General features: G+C 65.7%; 18 protein-coding genes. 8 read left to right on the top strand and 10 right to left on the bottom strand.

Annotated elements, in window-relative coordinates:
• Window positions 1-3: 3 nt before the first annotated feature.
• The 7 genes from dmeF to glnT form a co-directional block, all read right to left on the bottom strand.
• The gene (gene dmeF / locus ACMGT0_RS11765; RefSeq protein WP_054063687.1) at window positions 4-933 is read right to left on the bottom strand and encodes a CDF family Co(II)/Ni(II) efflux transporter DmeF; all 930 of its coding nucleotides are present in this window, start codon (window positions 931-933) and stop codon (window positions 4-6) included.
• Window positions 934-940: 7 nt separating this feature from the next.
• Window positions 941-1,216: a metal/formaldehyde-sensitive transcriptional repressor gene (locus ACMGT0_RS11760; protein WP_273820629.1), complete on the bottom strand. Its 276-nt coding sequence runs from the start codon at window positions 1,214-1,216 to the stop codon at window positions 941-943.
• A 137-nt stretch (window positions 1,217-1,353) separates the two neighbouring features.
• A complete protein-coding gene (locus tag ACMGT0_RS11755) occupies window positions 1,354-2,679 on the bottom strand; it encodes an ammonium transporter (RefSeq protein ID WP_273820628.1) in 1,326 nt (441 codons plus the stop codon).
• 336 nt (window positions 2,680-3,015) lie between these two features.
• A complete protein-coding gene (locus ACMGT0_RS11750) occupies window positions 3,016-4,350 on the bottom strand; it encodes an FMN-binding glutamate synthase family protein (RefSeq protein ID WP_054058043.1) in 1,335 nt (444 codons plus the stop codon).
• 15 nt (window positions 4,351-4,365) lie between these two features.
• On the bottom strand, window positions 4,366-5,049 hold the full coding sequence (locus ACMGT0_RS11745; RefSeq protein WP_054058044.1) for a protein glxC: 684 nt from the start codon (window positions 5,047-5,049) through the stop codon (window positions 4,366-4,368).
• Window positions 5,046-5,966, bottom strand: a complete 921-nt coding sequence (locus ACMGT0_RS11740; protein WP_416772667.1) for a class II glutamine amidotransferase — start codon at window positions 5,964-5,966, stop codon at window positions 5,046-5,048. The genes ACMGT0_RS11745 and ACMGT0_RS11740 overlap by 4 nt, the downstream gene beginning before the upstream one ends.
• A 73-nt stretch (window positions 5,967-6,039) precedes the next feature.
• Window positions 6,040-7,374: a type III glutamate--ammonia ligase gene (glnT, locus tag ACMGT0_RS11735; RefSeq protein ID WP_054058046.1), complete on the bottom strand. Its 1,335-nt coding sequence runs from the start codon at window positions 7,372-7,374 to the stop codon at window positions 6,040-6,042.
• A 287-nt stretch (window positions 7,375-7,661) separates the two neighbouring features.
• On the opposite strand from glnT, the gene ACMGT0_RS11730 reads away from it, so the two are divergent.
• From ACMGT0_RS11730 to ACMGT0_RS11700, 7 genes are all read left to right on the top strand, one after another.
• Window positions 7,662-8,267 carry a helix-turn-helix domain-containing protein gene (locus ACMGT0_RS11730; protein ID WP_054058047.1) on the top strand — a complete coding sequence of 202 codons (606 nt, stop codon included), beginning with the start codon at window positions 7,662-7,664 and terminating at the stop codon, window positions 8,265-8,267.
• Window positions 8,268-8,528: 261 nt separating this feature from the next.
• Window positions 8,529-9,395 carry a formyltetrahydrofolate deformylase gene (gene purU, locus ACMGT0_RS11725; RefSeq protein ID WP_054058048.1) on the top strand — a complete coding sequence of 289 codons (867 nt, stop codon included), beginning with the start codon at window positions 8,529-8,531 and terminating at the stop codon, window positions 9,393-9,395.
• The gene (gene folD / locus ACMGT0_RS11720) at window positions 9,392-10,297 is read left to right on the top strand and encodes a bifunctional methylenetetrahydrofolate dehydrogenase/methenyltetrahydrofolate cyclohydrolase FolD (RefSeq protein ID WP_054058049.1); all 906 of its coding nucleotides are present in this window, start codon (window positions 9,392-9,394) and stop codon (window positions 10,295-10,297) included. The genes purU and folD overlap by 4 nt, the downstream gene beginning before the upstream one ends.
• Window positions 10,279-11,520 (top strand): FAD-dependent oxidoreductase, encoded by a 1,242-nt coding sequence (locus ACMGT0_RS11715; RefSeq protein ID WP_054058050.1) that lies wholly within the window; start codon window positions 10,279-10,281, stop codon window positions 11,518-11,520. The genes folD and ACMGT0_RS11715 overlap by 19 nt, the downstream gene beginning before the upstream one ends.
• Window positions 11,521-11,530: 10 nt before the next feature.
• A complete protein-coding gene (locus ACMGT0_RS11710) occupies window positions 11,531-11,836 on the top strand; it encodes a sarcosine oxidase subunit delta (protein WP_054058051.1) in 306 nt (101 codons plus the stop codon).
• Entirely contained in the window at window positions 11,833-14,730 is a 2,898-nt protein-coding gene (locus ACMGT0_RS11705) for a 2Fe-2S iron-sulfur cluster-binding protein (protein WP_416772663.1), read from the top strand. Before ACMGT0_RS11710 ends, ACMGT0_RS11705 begins: the two co-directional genes overlap by 4 nt.
• A gap of 1 nt (window position 14,731) precedes the next feature.
• Window positions 14,732-15,334 (top strand): sarcosine oxidase subunit gamma, encoded by a 603-nt coding sequence (locus ACMGT0_RS11700; protein ID WP_054063690.1) that lies wholly within the window; start codon window positions 14,732-14,734, stop codon window positions 15,332-15,334.
• 80 nt (window positions 15,335-15,414) lie between these two features.
• Here the strand turns inward: ACMGT0_RS11700 and ACMGT0_RS11695 are convergent, their stop codons facing one another.
• Window positions 15,415-16,326, bottom strand: a complete 912-nt coding sequence (locus ACMGT0_RS11695; protein ID WP_152973065.1) for a LysR substrate-binding domain-containing protein — start codon at window positions 16,324-16,326, stop codon at window positions 15,415-15,417.
• 156 nt (window positions 16,327-16,482) lie between these two features.
• Between ACMGT0_RS11695 and ACMGT0_RS11690 the strand changes: the two genes are divergently transcribed.
• Window positions 16,483-19,536 (top strand): FAD-binding and (Fe-S)-binding domain-containing protein, encoded by a 3,054-nt coding sequence (locus tag ACMGT0_RS11690; protein ID WP_416772661.1) that lies wholly within the window; start codon window positions 16,483-16,485, stop codon window positions 19,534-19,536.
• On the opposite strand, the gene ACMGT0_RS11685 is transcribed toward ACMGT0_RS11690, so the two are convergent.
• Together ACMGT0_RS11685 and ACMGT0_RS11680 are read right to left on the bottom strand one after the other, a co-directional pair.
• Window positions 19,523-20,512, bottom strand: a complete 990-nt coding sequence (locus ACMGT0_RS11685) for a 2-hydroxyacid dehydrogenase (protein ID WP_416772659.1) — start codon at window positions 20,510-20,512, stop codon at window positions 19,523-19,525. The genes ACMGT0_RS11690 and ACMGT0_RS11685 overlap by 14 nt on opposite strands.
• An 11-nt stretch (window positions 20,513-20,523) precedes the next feature.
• A complete protein-coding gene (locus tag ACMGT0_RS11680; protein ID WP_054061479.1) occupies window positions 20,524-21,804 on the bottom strand; it encodes an MFS transporter in 1,281 nt (426 codons plus the stop codon).
• Between the last annotated feature and the right edge of the window lie 62 nt (window positions 21,805-21,866).

The raw sequence follows: 21,866 nt of genomic DNA, 5'->3' as shown, positions 1-21,866 counted from the left end.
GGATCAGGCAGCCCGGTATTCGACCGTGAGGTGAGTCACCTCGTGGACCGGCTTCAAGGCCTCGCGCACATCCTCGGCCGACAGCTCCGGGGAGCCCTGCACGCTGACGATCGCCGCTCGCGCCTCAGGCCCGACACGCCAGACATGCAGGTCGGTGATCCTGAGTTTGCCCGACTGGTCGAGCAACTCGCGGATCTCCTCGGCCACGTGCTCGTCGGTCCGGTCCAGCAGCACCGAAGCGGTGTCCTGCATCAGTACCCAGGCCCAGCGCGCGATGACGACGGCACCGACGATACCCATGACCGGGTCGAGCCAGACCCAGCCCAGGTATTTGCCGGCCAGCAGCGCGACGATGGCCAGGACCGAGGTGACCGCATCCGCCAGCACGTGGACATAGGCGGAGCGCAGGTTGTTGTCTTCGCCGTGGGCGTGTCCGTGATGAGGGTCATGCCCGTGACGGTGCCCATGGCCGTGATCATGGCCGGCGCCGCCCGCCAGCAGCAGCGCGCTGACGATGTTCACCGCCAGGCCGATGACCGCGATCAGCGTGGCCGTGCCGAAGCGGACCTGGGTCGGCTCGAACAGGCGCATGAGCGATTCGATGCCGATCCCCAGCGAGATCAGGCCGAGAATCAGCGCCGAGGCGAAGCCGCCCAGGTCACCGACCTTGCCGGTGCCGAAGCTGTAGGCGGCGTTGCCTGCATGCTTGCGCGCGAACGCGTAGGCTGCCGCGGCGATGCCCAGGGCGCCGGCATGGGTCGCCATGTGAAAACCGTCGGCCAGCAACGCCATGGAGCCGGTGATGTACCCGGCGGCAATCTCACCGACCATCATCACGACGGTGAGGATCACCACCCAGAGCGTACGCCGGGCGTTGTCATCGTGGCCGGCGCCAAGGAAGTCGTGGCTGTGCAGAGAGTTCGTGGTGCTCATGGCGACCTCACTTCGAGTAACGGCGAATGGCTTCGAGCAGGTCTTCAACCCCCTGCGCCCGCTCTTCGTCAGTGAGCCCCGCCCGCGCGACATGCTCGCGGGCGTGGTCCTCGATGATCTCGTCGAGCAGACCATTGATTGCCCCACGGGTCGCGGCCACCAGGTGCAGGGTCTTGGCGCACTCTGCATCGCCTTCCAGGGCACGCTCGATGGCCTGGACCTGGCCGGCGATGCGCCTGACCCGCTTGAGCAGGTCGTCCCGGTTGGATTTCATGTGCGACATAGCATACCCCCCTACCCTATATTGAGGCCTATGATGCCGCTCGGCTGTTCCCTTGGCAAGGCAACAATCCTCAAGGGGCGAGTGAAGCCCCTGATCCAGACCGACATGGGCGGCAGAACCTGTCTGCCGCCCCCCACTCAGTGGTTGTAGGCCCGCTCGTTATGCTCGGCCAGGTCCAGCCCCATCTCCTCGACGTGTTCGTCGGCACGCAGGCCGACCAGCAGCTTGACCACCTTCAGAATGATCCAGCTGACCACGAAGCAATATATTGTGGTGAACAGCACGCCCTTGATCTGCGCGACCACTTGGCCGCCCAGGGTCACGCCTTCCACCAGGCCACCCAACGACGGCACGCAGAACACGCCGGTGAGCACCGCACCGATCATGCCGCCGATGCCGTGCAGGCCGAACACGTCCAGACTGTCGTCATAACCGAGGCGTTTCTTCAGCACGGTGACGCTCAGGTAGCAGAACACCCCGCACAGCAGGCCGATCGCCAAGGCGCCGCCGACGCCGACATAGGCACAGGCCGGGGTGATGCCCACCAGGCCGGCCAGGGCGCCGCTGGCCAGGCCCAAGGCACTCGGCTTGCCGACCTTGAACCACTCGGTGAACATCCAGCCGAGAATGCCGGCACAGGCCCCCAGCTGGGTGTTGAGCATGACGATACCGGACAGGCCGTTGAGCCCCCCGCCCGAGCCGATGTTGAAACCGAACCAGCCGACCCAGAGCATCGCCGCGCCGGTCATGGTCAGGCTCAGGTTGTGGGCCGGCATCGGCGCGTTGGCATAGCCCTTGCGCTTGCCCAGCATCAGGCAGGCCGCCAGCGCCGCGACGCCGGCATTGATGTGCACCGCGGTGCCGCCGGCGAAGTCCAGCACGCCCCAGTTGTGCATCAGGGCCCCGGCGCCGCCCCAGACCATGTGCGCCACCGGTGCGTAGACCAGGGTGAACCAGACGGCCATGAACAGCAGCGCCGCCGAGAACTTCATGCGTTCGGCGAACGCACCGGCGATCAGCGCCGGGGTGATGATGGCGAAGGTCATCTGGAAGGTCACGAACACCCCTTCCGGAATGTCGCCGACCAGGCTGTCCGGGGTCATGCCGGCGAGAAACGCCCGGCTCAGGCCACCGACGAAGCTGTTGAAACTGACCTGCCCCTCGACCATGTTGGTGGTGTCGACCACCATGCTGTAGCCGAAGATCACCCACAGCACGCCGACCAGGCCGGCAATGCCGAAGCACTGGGTGAACAGCGACAGCATGTTCTTGGCCCGCACCAGCCCGCCGTAGAACAGCGCCAGCCCGGGCAGGCACATGAACAGCACCAGGACCGCCGCCGTGACCATCCAGGCGGTACTGCCGGTGTTCAGGATCGGGGTATCGGCGGCCTGGGCCAGGGGGGCGCACGCGCCAAGCGCGAGCAGTGCGAGAAGGGATTTGCCGGGTAGACGATTCACCATTTTCGAAGCTCCTGCAATGAGATGGAAAAGTGCCGGGCAGAAAGCGCTGTAAAGATGTGTCGGGCCCTGGAGGCCTCTTTTCGTTGTAGGACTCGAAGCCTGGGGGAGGCTCCCGGGTTCCTGACCAGGCTCACGTGCCTGTTCGCGGATGAGTCCGGCGCCCCGATCGTTCCCACGCTCTGTGTGGGAACGATCAAAGCCCCTATGGTTTGAACGCCTGTTCGCGGCGGTGCGGCGTTCCGACAAGCCATGCTCCTACAGAGGGAGCAGGACTCCCGTTTTGCGTTCGGCGCTGTCCCTGTGGGAGTCGGCCTGCTGGCGCGGCTACGCCAGCGTCTAGTACTGCTGCCCGGGAATCCACGAGGTCCCGGCCAGCGGCACCCGGGCCATGGCCGCGGACTCCACGGTCAAGGCCACCAGGTCCTCGGGGTCGAGGTTATGCAGGTGGGACTTGCCGCAGGCACGGGCCATGGTCTGCGCCTCCAGCACCAGGACACGCAAATAGTTGGCCAACCTGCGCCCACCCTCGACCGGATCCAGGCGTTTCGACAGTTCCGGGTCCTGGGTGGTGATGCCCGCCGGGTCACGGCCGTTCTGCCAGTCGTCGTAGAAACCGGCCGCCGAGCCGATCTTCTTCAACTCCTCGTCCAGCCGCGGGTGGTTGTCACCCAGGGCGATCAGCGCCGCCGTGCCGATGGCCACCGCGTCCGCGCCCAGGGCCATGGCCTTGGCCACGTCGGCCCCGTTGCGGATGCCGCCGGAGACGATCAACTGCACCTTGCGGTGCATGCCCATTTCCTGCAGGGCCTGCACCGCCTGCGGAATCGCCGGCAGAATCGGGATACCGACGTGTTCGATGAACACTTCCTGGGTCGCCGCGGTACCGCCCTGCATGCCGTCGAGCACGATCACGTCGGCGCCGGCCTTGACCGCCAGCTTGACGTCGTAATACGGGCGGCTGGCGCCGATCTTCACGTAGATCGGTTTTTCCCAGTCGGTGATCTCGCGGATCTCGGCGATCTTGATCGCCAGGTCGTCCGGGCCGGTCCAGTCCGGATGACGGCAGGCCGAACGCTGGTCGACACCGATCGGCAGGGTGCGCATGCCGGCGACCCGCTCGGTGACCTTCATGCCCAGCAGCATGCCGCCGCCGCCCGGCTTGGCGCCCTGCCCCAGGACGATCTCGATGGCGTCGGCCTTGCGCAGGTCGTCCGGGTTCATGCCGTAGCGCGACGGCAGGTACTGATAGACCAGGTGCTGCGACTGCCCGCGCTCTTCCGGGGTCATGCCACCGTCTCCGGTGGTGGTGCTGGTGCCGGCGATGGTCGCGCCACGGCCCAGGGCCTCCTTGGCGTTGGCCGACAGCGCGCCGAAGCTCATGCCGGCGATGGTCACCGGAATCTTCAGGTGGATCGGCTTCTTGGCGAAGCGGTTGCCGAGAATCACATCGGTGCCGCACTTCTCGCGATAGCCTTCCAGCGGATAACGGGAAACGCTGGCACCGAGCAGCAGCAGGTCATCGAAATGCGGCAGCTTGCGCTTGGTGCCACCGCCGCGGATGTCATAGATGCCGGTTTCGGCGGCGCGCTGGATTTCCTGGATGGTCAGGCGATCGAAGGTGGCCGACTCGCGCAGCACCGGAGCGGCTTTCGGGGTAGTGGATTCACTCATGTTCTGGCTCCTGGATCAGTAGGCGCTGGCGTTGTCGACTTTGAAGTTGTACAGCTGGCGGGCCGAACCGTAGCGCTTGAAATCGCTGGCCTTTTCGTTGAAACCGGCCTGATTCAGCAGGGCCTGCAGCTCTTCGAGGTGTTCGGGGCGCATCTCCTTCTCGATGCAGTCCGAGCCCAGCGACTCGACCTTGCCCTTGACGAAGATCTTCGTCTCGTACAGCGAGTCGCCCAGCGCATCGCCCGCGTCGCCGCAGACCACCAGGCGCCCGGCCTGGCCCATGAAGCAGCTCATGTGGCCGATGCTGCCGCCGACCACGATGTCGATGCCCTTCATCGAGATGCCACAACGGGCACCGGCGTCGCCCTCGATCACCAGCAGCCCGCCATGGGCGGTGGCGCCCGCCGCCTGCGAGGCACTGCCCTTGACCCGCACGTAGCCGGACATCATGTTCTCGGCGCAACCGACCCCGACGTTGCCATGCACGGTGATCGAGGCCTTCTGGTTCATGCCGGCGCAGTAGTAGCCGGCGTGCCCCTGGATATCCACGGACACCGTTTCGTTGATGCCGACCGCCAGGTTGTGCGCGCCGTTGGGGTGGGTGACCCGCCACTCACGCTCTTCGAGCTGCCGGGCCTGGTCGTGCAGGGCCTGGTTCAGCTCACGCACGGTGCTGGTGGAAAGATCGATGGTTTTCATGGGCGTGCTCCTTGAGCCGATTCGCGTTCCCAGATGTAAAGGGTGGCGGGAACAGGTTCCCAGACCTTGGCCTTGTCGATGCCCGGCAGGCTCGACAGCGCCTGGTATTCCGAGGCCATGGCGACGTAGTCGGCGGTCTCGGCGAGGATCGCCGGCTTGCAGGCGATCGGGTCGCGGATCACCGCGAAGCCGTTGCGGGTGCCGATGGCGAAGGTGAAGAAGCCGTCGAGGTCTTCCAGGGACTTGTCCAGCGCGGTCTTCAGCGAGTCGCCCTGTTGCAGGCGCCAGGCCAGGTAACCGGCCGCCACCTCGGTGTCGTTCTCGGTCTCGAAGTGGATGCCCTCGCGGCGCAGGTTCTGGCGCAGGCGCGAGTGGTTGGACAGCGAGCCGTTATGCACCAGGCACAGGTCGGCCCCGGTGGAGAACGGGTGGCTGCCTTCCAGGGTCACCGCGCTTTCGGTGGCCATGCGGGTGTGGCCGATGATGTGGCTGCCCTTCATCGAGGCCAGGCCGAAACGCTCGGAAATTTCCCGGGGCAGGCCCATACCCTTGAGGATCTCGATGCTCTGGCCGACACTCATGATGCGCACCTGCGGTGCCAGCTCCGCCAGTGCGGCACGCACCGGCGCCTCTTCGGCACGGATCTTGAGGACAATGGCGCTGGCGTTCTGGAACCAGTCCAGCGGTGCCGCCAGCCGGGCTTGCAGCGCCTCGACCAGGGCCTTGAAGTCATAGCCGTCGCGGGTGGCCTGCAAGGTCAACTTGACCCAGCCCTCGCCCACTTCATCGCCATAAATGGCGAAACCGGCACTGTCCGGCCCGCGGTCGGTCATGGCTTCGAGCATCGGCTCGAAAAGCTGGCCGAGCCGGGATTCCAGCGCCGGATTTTTCAGGTAAAGCCCCACAATTCCACACATATCGCAAACTCCCGGGCAGAAGACGCCCTACCCACTTGCAGGGCGTCGGAAACGGTTGGTTGAAACGGCTGGATCAGAAGAATTCGGTGTAGCGCTGCACTTCCCAGTCACTCACATGGCGGCTGTACTCCACCCACTCCATGCGCTTGAGCTTGATGAACTCGCCGACGATCTCTGCGCCCAGTACCTCGGCGAACAGCGGATCGGCTTCCAGCGCATCGCAGGCTTCCTTCAGCGACTGCGGCAGGGTCTTGATGCCGCGGGCGGCGATCTCCTCCAGGCTCAGCTTGTAGAGGTTCTCGTTGCAGACGTTGTCGATTTCCAGCTTGCGGTCGATGCCATCCAGACCCGCGGCGATGATCGCGGCGCTGACCAGGTACGGGTTGCACCCGGCATCCGGCAGGCGGAACTCCAGGCGGCCATAGGGCACCCGGACCATGGCCGAGCGGTTGTTGGCGCCAAAGGCGATAAAGGCTGGCGCCCAGGTGGCACCGGACAGCGAGTTGCCGACCACCAGGCGCTTGTAGGAGTTGACCGTGGGCGCGGCGAACGCGCACAGCGCCGGGCCGTGGGCCAGCAGCCCGGCGGCGAAGTGATAGGCCAGCTTCGACAGGCCCATGCCGCTCGGGTCGCTGGGATCGTGAAACAGGTTCTTGCTGGTCGCGCTGCTGATCGACAGGTGGAAATGCATGCCGTTGCCCGCCCGTTTCGGATCGGGCTTGGGCATGAACGAGCAGATCATGCCCATGTCGTTGGCGATCTCGCCGGCGGCCATGCGGAAGAAGGTGAAGCGGTCCGCCGACTCCATGGCATCGCTGTAGGTGTAGTTGATCTCGAACTGGCCGTTGGCGTCCTCGTGGTCGATCTGGTAGATGTCGAAGCCCACCGGTTGCAGAGCTTCGGTCAGGCGTTCGAGGAATTCGCGCGAGCGCGACAGGCCCTTGTAGTCGTAGCACGGCTTGTCCAGGGCATCGCTGGCGTCGACCAGTTGCAGGGCGCCGCTGGCGTCACGGCGGAACAGGCTGAACTCCGGTTCGAGGCCGGTGTTGAGCGTCCAGCCGCGATCGCTCAGGCGCTCGACCTGGCGCTGCAGCACGTAGCGGCTGTCGTAGGGCCAGGGCTTGCCCTCGACGTGGCCGATGCACACCACCCGACCGTAGCCCTTCTGCCAGGGTACCGGGGTCAGCGACGACAGGTCGCCCTTGGCCATGAAATCCGGCCCGTGAGGTTCCATGCCCATGCCACAGATGGCAAACCCGGCGAACCCCGCCCCCTCTTCGGCAACCATCTCCAGACCCGAAACCGGCACCGATTTGGTCTTGGACGAACCGTGGATATCGACGAACTGGGCCAGCACGTATTTGATCCCGTGCTCCGCGATCAGCCGCTGTGTTTCGGGTGGCAACATGAGCGTTCACTCCTGGCGAAAGGCAAGACGTTATGGTTTGAACCGTCGCTTGCTTCCTGGCCGGAACTTATTCCAATCAGGAAACTTACTTTCCCAATAGGAATGCAATGGCCTTGCCAAGTTTGTCGCTTGGGGTCTGCGGAGCCGCGATTGCGGCTTTTCCTCTGTATATATGGGAAACTCGTTTTCACCGAGGGAATATTCCGCCGCCGAACAAGCGGCCGAGGCCCGAATCGCACATTACTGGTGCGAATTTAAAATTATTGAACGGAAACCGTGCAAAGCCGATGAACACGCCTGACGAAGCACAACCCAAACTCAAGCTCGAGCAGTACCTGGGCATCCAGATCAAGCGCCAGCGCCAGGCCCAGGAACTGAAACTGGCCGATGTGGCGCGCATCGCCGGGATCAGCCAGGGCATGCTGAGCAAGATCGAGAACGCCCAGGTGTCCACCAGCCTGGATATCCTCAGCCGCCTGTGCGACGTGCTCGGCATGCCGATGTCCAAGCTGTTCAGCCAGTACGACCAGCAAGGCGGCAGCGCGCTGCTGGTCAAGCGCGACGAGGGGCTGGAGGTAGTGCGCCGCGGCACCGAGAAAGGCCATACCTACCACCTGCTCAACCACACCCGCGGGCCGAAGAAGAGCTTCGAGGCGTACATGGTGACCATGGACGATGCCAGCGAGGAGTTCCCGACCTTCTCCCACCCCGGCACCGAGTTCCTGCATCTGCTCGAAGGCGAACTGGTCTACCGCCACGGCAACCAGCTCTACCCGATGGAGGCCGGCGACAGCCTGACCTTCGACGGCGAAATTCCCCATGGCCCGGAGAAGCTGGTGCAGGTGCCGATCCGGCTGTTATCGATCATGAACTACGGCACCTCCGGGGAGTAGAGCCGAGCGCTCCCTTCACTGGCCCGCGACGGCCCCAGGGCCACACCGCAACGGTGCTCACGTCGCGGGCAACCACCCCGCAAAATTTCCCACCAGTTAAAAAAGTTTCCAGAAACTCTGGACGCGTCATTGGCTTTCGCCTATAAACCGCACAAAAGAATATTTAATTCCTCGTGGGAATTTTTATTCACCTACAACATCGCCGTTCACCCCTGAATTTCGCCTTGCGCCGAGCTGCCGCCACTCTCCAGAGGACATGCCATGCAACACGAAAAGAACCCTTTCATTCTCAAGATCAGCTGTCCGGCGACCTCCGGCATCGTCGCGGCGGTGACCTCGTACCTGGCCGGCAATGGCTGCTACATCGGTGAAATGGCGCAGTTCGACGACGACTTCAGCGGCAAGTTCTTCATGCGCGCGGTGTTCCGCTTCAACGACGGCCACAGCGGCGACATCGCCCGGCTCAAGGCCGGTTTCGCCGAGGTCGCCCAGGCCTTCGACATGCACTGGGAACTGCACGACACCCGCGAGCCGATGCGCGTGCTGCTGATGGTCAGCAAGTTCGACCACTGCCTCACCGACCTGCTGTACCGCCACCACAAGGGCGAGATGGACATGACCATCACCGCCATCGTCTCCAACCACCTGGACCTGCGGCCCATGGCCGAGCGCGAGGGCATCCGCTTCATCTACCTGCCGGTGACGAAGGAAACCAAGGCTCAGCAGGAAGCGGCGCTGATGAAGGTGGTCGATGAAACCGGCACCGAGCTGGTGGTGCTCGCCCGCTACATGCAGATCCTCTCGGACGATTTGTGCAGGCAACTCTCGGGCCGGGCGATCAACATCCACCACTCGTTCCTGCCCGGTTTCAAGGGTGCCAAGCCCTATCACCAGGCCTACGAGCGCGGCGTGAAGCTGATCGGCGCCACCGCGCACTACGTCACCAGCGACCTGGACGAAGGGCCGATCATCGAGCAGGAAGTTCAGCGGGTCGACCATGCCTATCTGCCGGACCACCTGGTCGCCACCGGTCGCGACACCGAGACCGTGGCCCTGTCCAAGGCGGTGCAGTACCACCTGGAACATCGCGTCTTTCTCAACAACGACAGAACGGTGATCTTCCGGTGAATACCTCCAAGCTGATCGATGGCAAGGCTGCGGCGGCGCGGGTGCTGGCGCGGGTCAAGGCCGAAGTCCGGGAGTTGAAGCAGGCCGGCATCGAGCCTGCGCTCGCGGTGATTCTCGTGGGGCAGGACCCGGCCAGCCAGGTCTACGTGCGCAACAAGATCCTGCGTGCCGAAGAGGCCGGGATCCGCTCGCTGGAATACCGGCTGGGCGCCGACACGACCCAGGCGCAGTTGCTCAGTCTGATTGCCGAGTTGAACGAGGACGACAGCGTCAACGGCATCCTGCTGCAATTGCCGCTGCCGGCCCATATCGAGGAAACCCGCGCCCTGCAGGCCATCGCCCCGGGCAAGGATGTCGACGGGTTCCACAGTGAGAACGTCGGCGGCCTGAGCCAGGGCCGCGAGGTGCTGACGCCCTGCACCCCCAGCGGCTGCATGCAGTTGCTCGAAGACGCCTGCGGCGACCTGAGCGGCAAGCACGCAGTGGTGATCGGCCGCTCGAACATCGTCGGCAAGCCCATGGCCGCCCTGCTGCTCAAGGCCCATTGCTCGGTCACCGTGCTCCATTCGCGCAGCGTCGAGGCCCAGGCCCTGTGCCGCCAGGCCGACATCGTGGTCGCCGCCGTCGGCCGCCCGCGGCTGATCGACGCCAGTTGGCTCAAGCCCGGTGCGGTGGTGATCGACGTCGGCATCAACCGCATCGACGACGGGGAACGCAGCCGCCTGGTCGGCGACGTCGACTTCGACAGCGCCCTGCCCCAGGTCTCGGCCATCACCCCGGTGCCCGGTGGCGTCGGCCCGATGACCATCGCCTTCCTGATGAAGAACACGGTGACCGCTGCCGTTCAGCAGGCCCACGCCCAACGCAGTCACCTGGAGGCCCTATGCCATTCCATCTATTGAAATACGGACTCGGTTCGCAGTACCCGGTCGAGGTCGACCTGCCGCCGCCGAAGGAACTCAAGCCGGCCTACGACGTGGTGATCATCGGCGGTGGCGGCCACGGCCTGGCCACCGCCTACTACCTCTCCAGGTACCACGGCATCAGCAACATCGCGGTGCTGGAAAAGGGCTACCTGGGCGGCGGCAACACCGCGCGCAACACGGCGGTGATCCGCTCCAACTACCTGACCAGCGAAGGGGTGCGCTTCTACGCCGAATCGGTGCGGATGTTCGAGGGCCTGTCCAACGAGTTCGACTTCAACATCATGTACTCCCATCGCGGCCAACTGACCCTGGCCCACACCGACGCGACGGTGCGGTCGTTCCGCCAGCGCGCCGAGGTCAACAAGCACTTCGGCGGCCGCACCGAAATGCTAGACCGCCAGCAGATCCGCGAACTGGTGCCGACACTCAACCTCGACCCCGGCCACCTGCCGGTGCTCGCCGGCCTGTGGCACATCGACGGTGCCACCGCCCGCCACGACGCGGTGGCCTGGGGTTATGCCAAGCAGGCGGCCAAGCGGGGCGTGGAGATTCACCAGCTCACCGAAGTCCAGGAACTGGTGATCGACAACGGCACGATCACCGCGGTGAAGACCAACCGCGGCACCGTCCGCTGCGGCTGCGTGGTCCAGGCCGTGGCCGGCATGAGTTCGCAACTGATGAAGAAGGCCGGCATCCGTTCGCCGATCCAGACCTTCCCGCTGCAGGCCATGGTCACCCAGCCATTCAAGCCGTTCCTCGACCCACTGGTGAGCTCCTCGGCCCTGCACTGCTACGTACAGCAGACCAGCCGTGGCGAAGTGGTGTTCGGGGGCGGTTCCGACCCCTACCCGCTGTTCAATACCCGCTCGACCCTGGACCTGAAGGAAAGCCTGCTGGCCCACGCCATCGAGATGTTCCCGTTCCTGGCCAACGCCAGGCTGATGCGCCAGTGGGCCGGGATCACCGACATGACCCCGGACTACAGCCCGATCATGGGTCTGTCGCCGGTGAAGAACTACTACCTCGACGCCGGCTGGGGCACCTGGGGCTTCAAGGCCACGCCGATCTGCGGCAAGACCATGGCCGAGCTGGTCGCCAGCGGTGGCCGGGTACCGGAGCTGATCAGGCCGTTCGGCCTGGAGCGCTTCGCCACCTTCCAGCAAGTCAACGAAATGGGCGCGACAGCGGCCAGCCACTGAGGAGCGGCACATGAAAGTGATGAATTGCCCGCTCAACGGGCCGCGCAATATCAGCGAGTTCACCTACGGCGGCGAATTCAAGCGGATGCCCGATCCGCAGACCTGCAGCGATGCCGAATGGGCCGACTACGTGTTCAACAGCGAAGACACCCTCGGCGTGGTCCGCGAATGGTGGCTGCACAACCCGTCCAGCTACTGGTTCCTGGCCGAGCGTCACACCGGCAGCGACGAGATCCTGCGCACCTTCGACCCGCGGGAACTGTTCGACAGCCGCGTTGAATTCACAGCCGCGAACACCCAGGAGACCGTGCGATGAACCGCCTCCCCGTACCCATGGGCCTGCTGATCGACCGCAGCCAGCCCCTCGATTTCAGTTTCGATGGCAAGCCCTACCAGGGCTTTGCCGGTGACAGCATCGCCAGTGCCCTGCTCGCCAATGGCCGCTTCCTGCTCTCGCGCTCGTTCAAGTACCACCGCCCGCGCGGCCCGCTGACCATGGCGGGACAGGACGCCAACACCCTGGTGCAACTGCCGCGCGAACCCAACGTGCTGGCCGATACCCAGTTGCTGGAAAGCGGCGTGCAGGTGACCGGGCAGAACTTCAGCGGTTCGCTGGACCATGACCGGGATGCCTACCTCGGCAAGTTCTCCAGGTTCATGCCGGTGGGTTTCTACTACCGCTCGTTCTACAAGCCCCGGGGCGCCTGGAAGCTGTGGGAGCCGATCATCCGCAAAAAGGCCGGCCTGGGCGTGCTCGACCAGAGCTTCCAGCCCGAGTACTACGACAAGGCCTACCTGTTCACCGACCTGGCGGTGATCGGGGCCGGCCCGGCCGGCCTGCAGGCGGCGTTGACCGCGGCGAATGCCGGGGCCAAGGTGCTGCTGGTCGAGCAGCAGCCGATCCTGGGGGGTTCACTGACCTACGCCCGCTTCGACCTCGAAGGCCGGCGTGCCGACAGCCTGCGCCAGGAGCTGGTCGATGCGGTGCAAGGCCACGCCAATATCCGCGTGCTGAAGCAGGCCACCTGCAACGCCTGGTTCACCGACAACTACCTGCCGGTGATCCAGGGCAAGCGGATGTACAAGGTCCGCGCCACCCAATGCCTGGTCACCAGCGGCTCGTTCGACCAGCCGGTGATCTTTCGCAACAACGACCTGCCCGGGGTGATGCTCAGCAGCGCCGCGCAACGGTTGATGAAGCTCTATGCGGTCAAGCCGGGCCAGCGCGCCGTGGTCCTGACCGGCAACGACGACGGCTACCTCGCCGCGCTGGACCTGGATGACCAGGGGGTCGAGGTCGCCGCCCTGGTCGACATGCGCCCTCATCCGGCCAACCGCGAGCTGCTGCTGGAACTGGAAAAACGCGGCATCCCCTGCCACTCCGGCAGCACCGTGTACGAAGCCCTGCACGAAAAGGGTCTGCGCCATGTCAGCGGCGTCGACATCCGCGCGATCACCGGGCAAGGCCAGGTCGCCCAGCAGGGGTTGATCCTGGACTGCGACCTGCTGTGCATGTCCGGCGGCTACATGCCGGTCTACCAGCTGTTGTGCCAGGCGGGTGGCAAGCTGGCCTACGACGACCCGTTGGCGGAGTTCACCCTCAGCGGCCTGCCGCAGAACCTTCGCGTCGCCGGCTCGGCCCATGGCTACCACGCCCTGGACAACGTGCTGGCCGATGCCATCGACGCGGCGGCGCAGATCGTCACCGCGCTGAACCTGGAACTTGTCGCCAAGCCCTTGCCGCTGCGTGCCGAAGCCCCGGTCAACTTCCCCTGGCCGATCTTCCCGCACCCCAAGGGCAAGGATTTCGTCGATTTCGATGAAGACCTGCAGGTCCGCGACATCGTCAATGCCACCCGCCTCGGCTACCGCGACGTGCAACTGGTCAAGCGTTTCTCCACAGTCGGCATGGGCCCGTCCCAGGGCCGCCATTCGGCCCTGCCGACCGCGCGACTGGTGGCCTCGTCGACCCGGCGCAGCGTCAGCGAGACCGGCGTGACCACCGCCCGGCCGCCGTTCGAGGCGGAAAAGCTGGCCCACGTCGCCGGCCGTGCCTTCGACCCGTACCGGCAGACGCCGATGCATCGGCGCCACCTCGAGGCCGGGGCGAAGATGATGCCCGCCGGGATCTGGCAGCGCCCGGCCTACTACGGCAAGCCCGGCCAGCGTGATGCCTGCATGCAGGCCGAGGCGCAACACGTGCGGCACAAGGTCGGCATCATCGACGTCTCGACCCTGGGCGGCCTGGACGTGCGGGGTCCGGACGCCGCCGAACTGCTCAACCGCATGTACACCTTCGCCTTTCTCAAGCAGCCGGTGGGGCGTTCGCGCTATGCGCTGATGACCAATGAACAGGGTGTGGTGATCGATGATGGTGTCTGCGCGCGCTTCGCCGACCACCACTTCTACGTGACCGCCACCACCAGCGGCGTGGACCGCATCTACCAGCAGATGCTCAAGTGGAATGCCCAGTGGCGGCTGGATGTCGATATCGCCAACGTCACCGCGGCGATTGCCGCAGTCAACGTCGCCGGACCGGACTCGCGCAAGGTACTGGAGAAAGTCTGCAGCGACCTCGACCTGTCGGCCGAAGGCTTTCCCTACCTGGCGGTGCGCCAGGGCACCGTGGCCGGGATCAAGGCGCGCCTGCTACGGGTCGGCTTCGTCGGTGAGCTGGGTTATGAAATCCACGTTCCGGCGCGCCATGCGCTGCAACTGTGGGACGCGCTGATGGCGGCCGGCAAGGCCCATGACATCCGCCCGTTCGGCGTCGAGACCCAGCGCCTGCTGCGCCTGGAAAAAGGCCACGTGATCATCAGCCAGGACACCGACGGCATGACCCACCCGGCCGAGATCGACATGGGCTGGGCGGTCAGCCGCAGCAAGCCGTTCTTCGTCGGCCGCCGCTCGATCGACATCCTCGAGGCCCAGCCGCAGAAGCGCAAGCTGGTCGGTTTCACCCTGCCCAGGACCAGCCCGCAACCGCTGGAGGGCCACCTGGTGCTCAAGGGCCCGGACATCAGCGGCAACGTCACCTCCTGCGAGTACTCGCAAACCCTCGACCGGATCATCGGCCTGGCCTATGCCGCCTTCGACCAGGCCACGCCGGGGCAGCAGATTCCGATCCGGGTCGAGGGCGGCGTGATCGTCCAGGCCACGGTGGTGAAGCTGCCGTTCTTCGACCCTGAAAACCAGCGCCAGGAGCTCTGACATGTCCACCCTCATCAGCGAACGTCCCCTCACGCCGGCCCGACTGGCCGAGGGCGCCTTGCAACAATGTGCCCTGATCGACCTCACCGACCTGCCACGGGTCGGCTTTCGCGGCCCGCACAGCGCCGCCTACCTGCAGGCCCGCGGCTTCAGCCTGCCCGAGGCGCCCAACCGCGCCGTCACCCAGGCCGACGGCAGCCATGTGGCGCGCCTGTCGCAGAGCGAGTACCTGCTTCTCGGCAGCCTGGCCGACCGCGGCGCGCGCATCGCCGACGAGGAAGCGCGCTGGGTACTGGACCGCAGCGCCAACTACCTGCTGCCACGCCAGGACAGTCATGCCTGGCTGCAGTTGAGTGGCGTGTGCAGCGCCGAGGTCATGGCCAAGCTATGCGGCGTCGACCTGCGCGCCCAGGCCTTCGCCCCCGGCGCCGTGGCCCAGACCTCGGCGGCGCGGATCAACGTGATCGTGGTCAACCTCGGCGGCAGCGCCGAGCCGACCTTCCAGATCCTCTGCGACCGCGCCTCGCTGGCGTACTTCAGGGAGGCGCTGCTCGATGCCATGGCCGAGTTCGACGGGCAACTGCTGAGCCTGGACGCCCTGTAGCCATCGTCCACGGTGGGTGCCCGCCGGGATGTCGAACGGCTACCGGCCATGGCGCGCTGTCGAGGCGGGCGGCCGTCAGTTCAGCCCGCCCCTTCGGGAAACGGCAGGCTCAGCAGCCACTCGCTGAAGGCGACCAGCGAAGGCAGGTTCTGGTAGCGGTTGGCATACGCCAGGTAATAACTCCTGCCGCTTTCCATGGGCTCGAACAGCACGACCAGGCTGCCCGCGCGGATCTCGTCCTGCACCAGCACCTGCGGCACCAGGCCGATGCCGATACCGGCGACCGCCGCCTGGATGAGGTGGCTGGTGAGTTCGAAGCCGGGCCCCGGGCGCATCAGGCGATGATCCAGGCCGTTGTGCTCGAACCAGTCCGACCAGGCATTGGGCCGGGACACGACATTGAGCAGCGAATGGCTGGTGGCGATCTCGGCCGGCGTCGTCGTGCGGTATTCGGGCAGGGCCGAAGGACTGGCGACGACCACCAGTTCCTCGGTGAGCAGCTTGTGCGACATGAACCCCGGCCAGGAGCCGGAACCGGCGTAGATGATCGCGTTCATCTCGCCGGCGGCACTGGCCAGGTCGGCCTGGATGATCCGCGAATGGATGTGCACGACGATGTCCGGATGCCGGGTGTAGAAGTCATTCATCCGCGGCAGCAGCCACTTGGAGCCGAACGTCGGCAGCACGCCCAGGTGCAGCACGCCTTCCTGGGAACGAAAGGCGATGGTCTTCAGGGTCGCGCTGCGAATCCGCCCCAGGGCCGCCGACAGCTCATGCTGGTACAGCGCCCCCGCCGCCGTCAGCTCGATGCGCCGGCCGTCACGCAGGAACAGTTCGACCCCCAGCAGCGTCTCCAGCGCCTGCACCTGCCGGCTGACTGCGCTCTGGGTCAGCAGCAGCTCATCGGCCGCCTTGGTGAAGCTGCCGTGGCGGGCCGCTGCTTCGAAGGCCACGAGCACCGACATGGAGGGAGTGAGGCGTCTTGGGTTCATTCATAAAGCTCATGCAAAGGCTGCGTGTTTTACGTTTGTCAGCAGCGTGCCATCCGCGAATAATCGAAACTATACCGTTTCGCCCTGACGCTGGCTCAGCCTTGAGCATACGTTAAGCGAATATAAAAACGAATCAGCCTGCAGGAACCGCCACGAATGATCGCCCGCCTCGCCCCCTCCCACGGTCAGACCGACGCCTACGACCGCTTCCTGAAACAACTGGCCAGCGAAGGCTTCGAGGGGGAAATCGCCGGCGACCTGGGCTCCCGGGCGGTGCTGGCGACCGACAACTCGATCTACCAGCGCCTGCCCCAGGCGGCGGTGTTCCCGAAAACCTACGCGGATGTCGAGCGGGTGGCGAAACTCGCCGCCCAGCCGCAGCACCGCGCCGTGGTGCTCACCCCCCGCGGCGGCGGCACCGGCACCAACGGCCAGTCGCTCACCGACGGCATCGTGGTCGACCTCTCCCGGCACCTGAACGGCATTCTCGAGATCAACGTCGAGGAGCGCTGGGTGCGGGTGCAGAGCGGCGTGGTCAAGGACCAGCTGAACGCCGCCCTCAAGCCCCACGGCCTGTTCTTCGCCCCCGAGCTGTCGACCTCGAACCGGGCGACCATCGGCGGGATGATCAACACCGACGCCAGCGGCCAGGGCAGTTGCACCTACGGCAAGACCCGCGATCACGTGCTTGCCCTGTCCACCATCCTGCTGGGGGGCCAGCGCCTGGACAGCCAACCCCTGGCCGCCGAACAGGCCGACCGCGAGGCGGCCCGGCAGGACCTGGTCGGCAGTGTCTATCGCTGCGCCCGCGATATCGCCGACCGGCAGGCGCAACTGATCAGGGACACCTTTCCGCCGCTCAACCGCTGCCTGACCGGCTACGACCTCGCCCACCTGCGCGAGGAGGACGGCGGCTTCAACCTCAACAGCATCCTCTGCGGCTCCGAGGGTTCGCTGGGCTTCATCATCGAAGCCAGGCTCAATGTGCTGCCGATCCCGCGCCACAGCATCCTGGTGAACGTGCAATACGCCGGCTTCATGGATGCCCTGCGTGACGCCAAGGCGCTGATGGCGCTCAAGCCGCTGTCCATCGAGACCGTGGACTCCAAGGTGCTGAAGCTGGCGATGCAGGACATCGTCTGGCACGGCGTGGCCGAGTACTTCCCACCGGTCCCCGGCCAGCAGACCCTGGGCATCAACCTGATCGAATTCAGCGGCGACGACCAGCAGAACCTGGAACGACAGGTCCATGACTTCATCGAACACCTGAAAACCGACACCAGCGTGGTGCGCCTGGGCCACACCCTGGCCGTCGGCAGCGAGGCCGTGAAGCGCGTCTACACCATGCGCAAGCGCTCCGTGGGCCTGCTCGGCAATGTCCAGGGCGAAGCCCGTCCGCAGCCGTTCGTCGAAGACACCGCCGTGCCGCCGGAAAACCTCGCCGACTTCATCGCCGAGTTCCGCGCCCTGCTCGACTCGCACCAGCTCGAATACGGCATGTTCGGCCACGTCGACGCCGGCGTGCTGCACGTGCGGCCGATCCTCGACATGAAGGACCCGCGCCAGGCGGCACTGATCCGCCCGGTTTCCGATGGCGTGGCCGCCCTCACCCGCAAATACGGCGGACTGCTGTGGGGCGAGCATGGCAAGGGCCTGCGCTCGGAGTACTCGCCGGCCTACTTCGGCCCGCTGTACCCGTCGCTGCAGGCGATCAAGGCGGCGTTCGACCCGTTCAACCAGCTCAACCCGGGCAAGATCGCCACGCCTTCGAGCATCAGCGACGCCAGCCTGACCAAGGTCGATGGCGTGGTCCTGCGCGGCGAACTCGACCGGCAGATCGACGAGCGGGTCTGGCAGAGCTACCAGAGCGCCGTCCACTGCAACGGCAACGGCGCCTGCTACAACTTCGATCCCGACGATGCGATGTGCCCGTCCTGGAAAGCCACGCGCAACCGCATTCACTCGCCCAAGGGCCGTGCCTCGCTGGTACGCGAGTGGCTGCGCCTGCAGGGCGCCCAGGGCGTCGACCTACTGGGCAGCGTCGCCACCCGCTTCAGCGTCGGCAACCTGCTGGCCAAGGTGCGCAATAGCCTGGGCAAGCGCCTGGGCGAGCAAGATTTCTCCCATGAGGTGTACGAGGCGATGGCCGGCTGCCTGGCGTGCAAGTCCTGCGCGGGCCAGTGCCCGGTGAAGGTCAACGTGCCGGACTTCCGCTCGCGTTTCCTCGAGCTCTACCACCAGCGCTACCTGCGGCCGCTGAAGGACTACGTGGTCGGCTCGCTGGAGTACAGCATTCCCTATATCGCCCGCTTCCCGCGGCTGTACAACGCGATGATGAATGCGCGGCCGGTGAAGTTTCTGCTCGAACACCTGGTCGGCATGGTCGACAGTCCGCTGCTGAGCCTGATGGATTTCCACCAGGTCTGCGCGCGCTGGAACGTGCAGGTGGCGACGGCGCACAAGCTGTCGCAACTGAGCGAAGAGCAGCGCCAGCGCAGCGTGATCATCGTTCAGGACGCCTTCACCCGCTACTTCGAAACCTCGCTGGCGGCCGAGTGGATCGAGCTGATCGCCCGCCTGGGCTACACCCTTTACCTGGCGCCGTTCGCCCCCAACGGCAAGCCACTGCAGGTGCAGGGCTTCCTCGGTGCGTTCAAGAAGGCCGCGAGCCACAACGCCAAGGGCCTGAAGGCACTCGAAGCCTACGGCATCCCGCTGGTGGGACTCGACCCGGCGATGACCCTGGTGTATCGCCAGGAATACGCCAAGACCCTGGAGCAGGATGCCGCGCCGCGCGTGGTGCTGGCCCAGGAGTGGCTGGCGACCGCCCTGCCGCAGTTGGAAAAACCGCAGGCGCCAGAGACCTTCCACTTCCTGCCGCACTGCACCGAGCGGACCAACGAGCCGGCGAGCGTCGAGCAGTGGAAGAAGGTCTTCGACGGCTTCGGCCTGAAGTTGCAGGTGCTGGCCAGCGGCTGCTGCGGCATGTCCGGCACCTATGGGCATGAAACCCGCAACGCGCAGACCTCGCAGGTCATCTACTCGCAGTCCTGGCAACCCCTGGTGGAGCGCTACCAGCCCAGCGGCCGCCTGCTCGCCGATGGCTATTCCTGCCGCAGCCAGGTCAAGCGCCAGGCCGGTAAAGTGGTGCTGCATCCGTTGCAGGCCTTGCTGGGCCAGCTTCGCCAGCACGCGCCTATCGAGGCGTGAGGGCGTCCCAGGCGCCTTCGTTGACCAGGTTGGCCGGGCGTTTCCCGGCCAGTGCCTGCAGCAGGTTCTCCACCGCACAGCGGGCCATCGCCTCGCGCGTCTCCTGGGTGGCGGAGCCGATGTGCGGCGTCGCCACGACGTTATCCAGGCCGAGCAGGGGCGAATCCGGCGCAAGGGGCTCCTGGCTGAACACGTCCAGGCCCGCCCCGCGAATGCGCCGCTCGCGCAGGGCGTCGATGAGTGCGGCTTCATCCACCACGCGGCCACGCGCGATGTTCACCAGGATCGCTTCGGGCTTCATCAGGGCGAGTTCACGTCGACCGATCAGGCCCTGGGTTTCGGCATTCAAGGGCACGGTCAGGCAGACGAAATCCGCCTGACGCAACAGCTCATCGAGGCTGCAATGACGCGCTGCGTAACGGGCCTCCACCTCGGGCCTGGCGCCTCGACTGTGGTACAGCACGCGCATGCCGAAGCCCGCCGCGCCGCGCCTGGCCAGTGCCTCGCCGATGCGTCCCATGCCGACGATACCCAGCGTCTTGCCATGTACATCGCTGCCAAACTGGGCCGGCCCCAGGCTCGCCCGCCAATGGCCGTCACGCACCCAGCCGGCCAGTTCGACGACCCGGCGGGCGCTGGCCAGGATCAGGGCGAAGCCGGTATCGGCGGTCGTTTCGGTCAGCACATCCGGGGTATTGGTCAACAACACGCGACGACGGCTCAGCTCGGCCAGGTCATAGTTGTCCACGCCCACCGACACGCTGGAAATCACCTCCAGCTGGGGCGCCAGGTCCAGCAGGCTGCCATCGATCCGCAGGCTGGCGCCGAGCAGGCCCCGGGCCCCGGGCAAGGCATCGCGCAAGCGCGCCAGCCCATCGGGCTGGGCGATGTCGACCCAGGTCACTTCGACCTGCTCCTGCAAACGCGCCATCAGATCGTCAGACAGCCGCTTGTACAGCACGATTCTCTTCTTCATTGCAGTATTCCCTAGAGTGTCACGGCGAGACGGGCACCACGGCGCCGCGTCTGCGCGGGGTTGAGCACGGCCGTCAGCACCACGGCGGTCAGCAGCGCGCCACACATGAACAGGTAGGAGGCCCCCGGCCCGCCGGTGACCCCGTTGAGGTAGCCCACCAGCCACGACCCGCCAAAGGAACCCAGCGCGCCCATGCTGTTGATCAGCGCCATGGCGCCACCGGCGACGTTGCTGGGCAGGATCTCCGGCACGATGGCGAAGAACGGACCATAGGGGGCGTACATGCAGGCCCCGGCGACCACCAGCAGCGCGTAGGACAGCCAGAAGTGCTCGGTACCCAGCGCGTAGGAACCATAGAACGCCAGCGCGGCGATCAGCAGCGGCGGCCAGACGAAGCGCTTGCGCTTCTGCAGGCGATCGGAGGCCCAGGAGACGCCGATCATCGCCAGCACCGCCGCCAGGTAGGGCACCGCCGACAGCCAGCCGGCCTGGACGATGTCGACCTTGGCCGCCTGCTTGAGAATGGACGGCAGCCAGAGCACGAAGCCGTACACGCCAATGCTCCAGCAGAAATACTGCAGCGACAGGACGATCACCTGCGGGGTGCGGAAGGCCTCACGGTAATTTTTCACCGGCCGGATGCCCTGCTGCTCGGCCGCCAGCGCCGCCTGCAGATTCGCCTTGTCCGCCTCGCTCAGCCAACGGGCCTGGGCCGGCCGGTCGTCCACCAGGCGCCACCAGAGCAAGGCCCAGATCACCGCGGGCAAGCCTTCGATGATGAACATCCAGCGCCAGTCGAAGTGCTGGATGAGATAGCCGGACACCACCGACATCCAGAGGATGGTGGCCGGGTTGCCGAGGATCAGGAAGGTGTTGGCCCGCGAGCGTTCCGCCCGCGTGAACCAGTGGCACAGGTACACCAGCATGGCCGGCATCACCGCCGCCTCCACCACCCCCAGCAGGAAGCGGATGGCGACCAGCATGTAGACGTTGCTGACCATGCCGGTGAGGGTCGCCAGGCCACCCCAGAGGATGAGGCTGACGAAGATCAGTTTCTTCACGCTGCGTTTTTCGGCGTAGATGGCCCCCGGCACCTGGAAGAAGAAGTAGCCGAGGAAAAACAGCGCCCCCAGCAGCGACGACAGCGCCGGGGTGATGTGGAGGTCTTCGGCCATGCCCGAGGCAGCGGCGAAGCCGTAGTTGGCACGGTCCAGGTAGGCCAGGCTGTAGGTGATGAAGACGATGGGGATGATGTACCACCAACGGCGACGGGCGAGGCTTGTCGTTTGCATGATTCACTCTCCTGAGCTTGTTATTGTTGTCGCAACAGGTTTCGGCAATCCGGTCGGAATGG

Origin of the sequence: Pseudomonas sp. RHF3.3-3, assembly GCF_048069595.1 — a bacterium.
Classification (GTDB): Bacteria; Pseudomonadota; Gammaproteobacteria; order Pseudomonadales; family Pseudomonadaceae; genus Aquipseudomonas; species Aquipseudomonas fuscovaginae_B.
This window is presented reverse-complemented; position numbering and strand designations above follow the sequence as displayed.